Source organism: Raineyella antarctica (genome assembly GCF_900092135.1).
GTDB lineage: Bacteria > Actinomycetota > Actinomycetes > Propionibacteriales > Propionibacteriaceae > Raineyella > Raineyella antarctica.
Genome location: NZ_FMYF01000006.1, coordinates 248298 through 254760, shown reverse-complemented (window position 1 = coordinate 254760; position 6463 = coordinate 248298). Strand labels below are relative to the sequence as shown.

At 66.2% G+C, this 6463-nt stretch carries 6 protein-coding genes and 1 rRNA gene; 6 read left to right on the top strand and 1 reads right to left on the bottom strand.

Annotated elements, in window-relative coordinates; translation table 11 throughout:
* The 6 genes from rrf to GA0111570_RS11270 form a co-directional block, all read left to right on the top strand.
* Nucleotides 1–81, top strand: a 5S ribosomal RNA gene (gene rrf / locus GA0111570_RS18425); the annotation flags it as partial.
* Between the two features lie 274 nt (nt 82–355).
* The gene (locus GA0111570_RS11290) at nt 356–670 is read left to right on the top strand and encodes a chorismate mutase (RefSeq protein ID WP_092610929.1); all 315 of its coding nucleotides are present in this window, start codon (nt 356–358) and stop codon (nt 668–670) included.
* 320 nt (nt 671–990) lie between these two features.
* Nucleotides 991–2271, top strand: coding sequence for an extracellular solute-binding protein (locus GA0111570_RS11285; RefSeq protein WP_245703144.1), 1281 nt, complete (start codon nt 991–993; stop codon nt 2269–2271).
* The gene (locus GA0111570_RS11280; protein WP_092610923.1) at nt 2268–3239 is read left to right on the top strand and encodes a carbohydrate ABC transporter permease; all 972 of its coding nucleotides are present in this window, start codon (nt 2268–2270) and stop codon (nt 3237–3239) included. Before GA0111570_RS11285 ends, GA0111570_RS11280 begins: the two co-directional genes overlap by 4 nt.
* 1 nt (nt 3240) lies before the next feature.
* The gene (locus tag GA0111570_RS11275) at nt 3241–4083 is read left to right on the top strand and encodes a carbohydrate ABC transporter permease (protein ID WP_092610920.1); all 843 of its coding nucleotides are present in this window, start codon (nt 3241–3243) and stop codon (nt 4081–4083) included.
* A gap of 33 nt (nt 4084–4116) precedes the next feature.
* Entirely contained in the window at nt 4117–5355 is a 1239-nt protein-coding gene (locus tag GA0111570_RS11270) for an ABC transporter ATP-binding protein (protein ID WP_092610918.1), read from the top strand.
* Nucleotides 5356–5462: 107 nt separating this feature from the next.
* Here GA0111570_RS11270 and cysK read toward each other — a convergent pair whose 3' ends face one another.
* Nucleotides 5463–6389: a cysteine synthase A gene (cysK, locus tag GA0111570_RS11265; RefSeq protein WP_092610896.1), complete on the bottom strand. Its 927-nt coding sequence runs from the start codon at nt 6387–6389 to the stop codon at nt 5463–5465.
* Nucleotides 6390–6463: the final 74 nt, after the last annotated feature.

The following is a 6463-nucleotide window of genomic DNA, read 5'->3' as shown; positions in this document are numbered from 1 at the left end:
ATTCCGAACCCGGAAGTCAAGCCCTTCAGCGCCGATGGTACTGCACACGGGAGTGTGTGGGAGACTAGGACGTCGCCGGACAACACACACCACCCTTCCGGGTGGTGCACAGATCGGGCCGATACCCCTCACCGGGTATCGGCCCGATCCGCAATTACAGGACAATTCCTGGCGCGCGAGGCCTCCGCGAAGCGACCGTTGGGTTGTGCCCCGTCGGCCGGTCTCTGGTGCGATCCTCGAGCCAGGATCATGCCTGGCCACAGGAGGCCAGGCCGTGTACAGGTTGGGTCTTTGGCTGTGATGGCCCCGTGTACATGACGGGCATCCGTCTTCGGACGTGGGATAGGGTCGTGGCGTGGCAGAGAACAAGGATGACGTGACGGTCGAGCTGAACCGCCTGCGGGCATCGATCGACAACATGGATGCAGCACTGGTCCACCTGCTGGCCGAGCGCTTCAAGACCACGCAACGCGTCGGCATCCTCAAGGCCGAGCACGACCTGCCGCCGGCCGATCCGGTCCGTGAGGCGGAGCAGATCCAGCGACTGCGGTCCCTGGCTGCCGAGTCGCACCTGGATCCCGAGTTCGCCGAGAAGTTCCTGACCTTCATTGTCTCTGAGGTCGTTCGGCACCACGAAGCCATCCGGCGGGAGCGACCCGACCCGAGCTGACCGCTCGCGGTCCTTCGTCCGGAGGAGTCCGGCCTGGGGTGGTGCCTCCCGAGGATCGCTGCCCCGTCCCCCCTCCGCGCTCCCCGCCGATGCGTGCGAACGGCGTGTCCGTCACGCTCGCAATCACGCCCATCGTTATCGAGGCGCGCCCCCGTCATCCCTTGACTTCCCTCGTCAGGTCAGGTTCAGTCGACAATGACGTAACTGTCAGCGGGGCCGGCCCCGGTAACTGCGGAGACCAGTCCTGTCCTGTTCACAATGACGTGGAAGGAAAGCACATGGACGTGCCGTACTCGCCGCCTAGGCGAAGAAGGCGTGGGGTGGCGCTGGCGCTGGTGACCGGCATGGTCGCCGTTGCTGCGCTGAGCGGATGCTCCTCCCAGGGCGGAGGGAGTGGCGCCCCGACCCTCACCTGGTACATCAACCCGGATTCCGGCGGCCAGGCGGAGATCGCTCAGCGATGCTCGGCCCAATCCGGAGGCGCCTACAGCATCAAGACCTCGCTCCTGCCGCGGCAGGCCAGCTCCCAGCGGGAGCAGCTGGCCCGACGGCTTGCTGCGGGCGATACCTCCCTGGACATCATGAGCCTGGACCCGCCGTTCGTGCCTGAACTCGCCGAGCCCGGATTCCTGGCGCCGGTGCCCGCTGCGCTGGCACAGTCCTCCACCGCCGATGCAGTGGAGGGCGCAGTCAAGGGCGCAACCTGGAAAGGCAAGGTTGTGGCGGTCCCGTTCTGGGCGAACACCCAGTTGCTCTGGTACAAGAAGTCCGTCGCCCAGCAGGCCGGTCTCGACATGTCGAAGCCCGTGACCTGGGACCAGCTGATGGACGCGGCCCGCAAGACCCACAAGCAGCTCGGCGTCCAAGGCATCCGTGCGGAGTCGATGACCGTCTGGGTGAACGCCCTGTACGAGTCGCAGGGACAGTCGATCATCACGAACCCGGGTGCGCCCGGCGACCAGATCCAGCTGGGGCTGGACTCCCCGGCCGGACAGGAGGCGGCCCGGATCGTCGGCACCATTGGACGAGACGGACTGGGTGGGCCAGGCATCGCCACCCAGAACGAGGACGTGACGAGGCAGAACTGGCAGGGCCCGGACGGCTCCTTCATGGTGAACTGGCCCTTCGTCTACACCGCCGCGCAGAGTGCGGTGAAGGAGGGCACCCTCGACAAGTCCGTGCTGGACGACATGGGCTGGGCGCTCTACCCGCGCGTCAGTGCTGACAAGGAGACTGCCCCGCCCTTCGGTGGCATCGTTCTGGGCGTCGGGGCCAAGAGCCGCCACGTCGACCAAGCGTTCCAGGCGGTCAAGTGCATCACCTCCACGCAGAACCAGTCCTACTACTTCGTCAGCAACGGCAACCCACCGGCGAGCAAGGCTGCCTATGACGACCCGGAGGTGCAGAAGGCCTACCCGATGGCCAACGTGATCCGCCAGTCCCTGGAGCTCGCCAAGCCGCGTCCGCAGACCCAGTTCTACAACGAGGTCAGCACCGGTATCCAGCAGCGCTGGACACCCCTGGACGCGGTCACGCAGCAGACGCCCAAGGAGACCCAGGACTTCATCACCGCCGTACTGAAGGGGGACAGACTGCTATGAGCAGCACAGCAACCACAGCGATCCCAGCCGCGTCCGCGGCCCAAGCCCCCGAGAAGCAGGGTCGCCGCCGGGTCAGTGAGCGTACGCGCAGCGAGCGGCGGCTGGGCTGGATACTCGCCGGCCCGGCGTTCATCATCATGGTGGCGGTCACCATCTACCCGATCCTGCAGGCCTTCTACGACTCCCTCTTCAGCTTCCGGCTGACGGCCCCTGGCGAGCGCCGTTTCATCGGCTTGCAGAACTACGGCGTCGTCTTCAGCGACTCGGTGTTCTGGCGGGACCTTGGCGTCACCGTGCTGATCACAGTGATCACCGTCGCGGTCGAGCTGGTTCTCGGCTTCGCGCTGGCCCTGGTGATGAACAACGCCCTCAAGAGGATGCGCGGTCTCCTGCGCACGGCGATCCTGATCCCGTACGGCACGATCACCGTGGTGTCGGCCTTCGCCTGGTTCTACATGTTCGACATCAACTCCGGCTACGTGAACACCTGGTTCAGCTGGCTGCCGGGGATCGGTCCGGACTTCGACTGGTTCGGGTCGGCGGCGCCGGCCCTGTTCGTCATCATGGCCTCGGAGATCTGGAAGACCACCCCGTTCATCTCCCTGCTGCTGCTCTCCGGCCTGGCCCAGGTGCCCTCCGAGCTGACCGAGGCCGCCAAGGTCGACGGCGCCAGCTGGTGGGAACGGATGAGCCGGGTGATCATCCCCAACATGCGTGCCGCCATCATGGTCGCCGTGCTGTTCCGGGCACTCGATGCCTTCCGCATCTTCGACAACATCTTCATCATGACCAACGGCGCGTACGGCACCGAGACGCTGTCGCTCCTCGCCTACCGGACGTCGATCGGACGGCTCGAGATCGGCCTCGGCTCGGCTGTCTCGGTCGTCCTGTTCCTGTTGGTGATCCTGATCGCGATCATCGCGATCAAGGGCTTCAAGGTCGACCTGGCCAGTAGGGGAGTGAAGTGACATGAACGCTCTTACCGGAAGGCAGAAGCTGGCCTGGGCGGTCGTGGCCATCGTCATCCTGCTCTACACGCTCTGGCCGATCTTCTCGATCCTGACCACCTCCTTCAAGGCGCCGTCCGACATCGGCACCGGCAAGTTCTGGCCCTCGACCTGGACCGGCGAGAACTACCAGACGATCTTCGCCGGCAGTGCCAAGGACCTGTTCCTGCCGGCCCTGCGCAACTCGATCGGCATCTCGCTGATCTCGACCGTCATCGCCGTCGTGCTGGCCACCTTCGCGGCGTACGCGATCGCCCGGCTCGACTTCCTCGGCAAGCGCCTGGTGCTGAACACCGCACTCGCAGTCTCGATCTTCCCGATCATCTCCCTGACCACGCCGCTGTTCAACCTGTGGCGCCAGATCGGGTTGTACGACACCTGGGTCGGTCTGATCATCCCTTACCTGTCACTGACCCTGCCGATCGCGATCTACACCCTGGCCGCCTACTTCCAGCAGATCCCCTGGGACCTGGAACGGGCGGCCCAGGTCGACGGTGCCACCACCTGGCAGGCGTTCACGAAGGTCATCGTCCCGCTGGCGGCACCTGGTGTGTTCACCACCGCGATCATCGCCTTCTTCATCGCCTGGAACGACTTCGTCTACGGCATCTCGCTGACCTCCACGTCGGTGGCCCGTCCGGTGCCGGCGGCGCTGGCGTTCTTCACCGGCGCCTCCCAGTTCGAGGACCCGACCGGGGCCATCTCGGCCGCCGCGATCGTGGTGACGATCCCGATCATCATCCTCGTCCTGCTGTTCCAGCGCCAGATCGTCTCCGGCCTCACCCAGGGCGCGGTCAAGGGCTGACGCCCTCGCCCCGACACGTCAAGGAAAGCTGCCATGGCACAGATCACACTCAACAACCTGGTCAAGACCTACGACGACGGTTTCACCGCCGTGAAAGGCATCAGCCTCGACATCGCCGACGGGGAGTTCATGATCCTCGTCGGGCCGTCCGGCTGCGGCAAGTCGACCCTGCTGCGGATGATCGTCGGCCTGGAGGACATCACCTCCGGCGACCTGACGATCGACGGCAAGCGGGTCAACGAAATCCCACCCCGGGACCGCAACCTGTCGATGGTTTTCCAGAACTACGCCCTCTACCCCCACCTGACCGTCTACGAGAACATCGCCTTCCCGCTGCGACTCAACCGCAGCAAGATCGACAAGGAGGAGATCGACCGGCGGGTCCGGGAGGCGTCGGACATGCTCGACCTGCGTGAGCACCTGGACCGCAAGCCGGCCAACCTCTCCGGTGGCCAGCGCCAGCGCGTCGCGATGGGGCGCGCGATCGTGCGGCAGGCGGACGCGTTCCTCTTCGACGAGCCACTGTCCAACCTCGACGCCAAGCTGCGCGGCCAGATGCGTACGCAGATCGCCCAGCTGCAGCGTCGGCTACGCACCACCGCGGTGTACGTCACCCACGACCAGACCGAGGCGATGACCCTCGGCGACCGGGTCGCGGTGCTCAAGAAGGGAACGCTGCAGCAGGTGGCCAGCCCCCGGGAGCTCTACGAGCAGCCGGTCAACCTGTTCGTCGCGGGCTTCATCGGCTCACCGTCGATGAACTTCCTCCCGGCGAAGGTCCAAGGGGACAAGCTCGCCACTCCCATCGGCCTGTTGGCGGTGCCGGACAAGGTCCTGAAGGCCGCGGGGAGCCGGGACCACGTGATCCTCGGCGTACGCCCCGAGTTCTTCGAGGACGACGACTTCGTGGATGACTCGGTCCGGGCGCACGGCACCACCTTCGAGGCGACACCGAGGCACACCGAGTGGCTCGGCAACGAGCAGTACGCCTACATCGACTACGAGCCGGACCCGAGCACCAAGCAGCTGATGGACGAGCTCGCCCGGGACCTCGACCAGGACGAGATGCCCTCCACCGTGGTGGTCACGATCGACTCGGGCAGCAGGATGCGGGGTGGGAAGCCCGGCAAGTTCTGGCTCGACACCAGGCTGGTGCACGTCTTCGATACGGCCGATGGGTCGAACCTCACCCGGGACGCCGAGGCCGGCGCCGAGCTCACCGCCCTCGCCGAGGAGGAGCGGGAGTCGGAGATCTCGGCCGCCAACGGATAGCCGGAACATGACAGTGGCCCGGGTCAGGAGCTCAGCTCCTGACCCGGGCCACTGTCGTCACTGCCGGGCACCCCGACGCGCGGGGGCGCCGGGGTCAGTGCGGTGGATCAAACTAGGCCCTCGAAGAGGACGGTGGAGAGGTAGCGCTCGCCGAAGCTCGGGATGATGACGACGATGTTCTTGCCGGCGTTCTCCGGGCGGGAGGCGACCTCGCCGGCGGCCTTGAGGGCGGCACCGGAGGAGAGGCCGACCAGCATGCCCTCCTGGGTGGCGGCGCCGCGGGCGAAGTTCACCGCGTCCTCGGTGGTCGCGGTGATGACCTCGTCGATGATGTCGCGGTTGAGGATCTCCGGGATGAAGTTCGCACCCAGGCCCTGGATCTTGTGCGGGCCGAAGCGTCCCTCGGACAGCAGCGGGGAGTCGGCCGGCTCGACGGCCACGATCCTGACCTCGGGCTTGCGCTCCTTGAGGACCTCGCCGACGCCGGTGATGGTGCCACCGGTACCGATGCCGGCGACCAGGATGTCGACGCCACCGTCGGTGTCGTTCCAGATCTCCTCGGCGGTGGTGCGGCGGTGCACGTCCACGTTGGCCGGGTTCTCGAACTGGCGGGCCAGGATGCCGCCGCGCTCGGCGGCGATCTCCTCGGCCTTGGCCACGGCGCCCTTCATGCCCTCCTTGCCCGGGGTCAGGACGAGCTCGGCACCGTATGCACGCAGCAGGGCCTTGCGCTCGGACGACATGGTCTCGGGCATGGTCAGGATGACCTTGTAGCCGCGGGCCGCGCCGACCAGGGCCAGGGCGATGCCGGTGTTGCCGGACGTGCCCTCGACGATGGTGCCGCCAGGCTTCAGCTGGCCGGAGGCCTCGGCCGCGTCGATGATCGCGACACCGATGCGGTCCTTGACTGAGCTACCGGGGTTGTAGAACTCGAGCTTGGCAAAGACGTTGGCCGCAGTGTCGCCGAAGAGGCGGTTGATGCGGACGAGCGGAGTGTTCCCAACAGCCTGGGTGATGTTCTCGAAAAGCGCCATATCCCAGTAATACAACACCTTATGGTGAGTATTCAAGTCGCCTATACGTTCGTGTGCCGCGTGGCGGCCGGGAC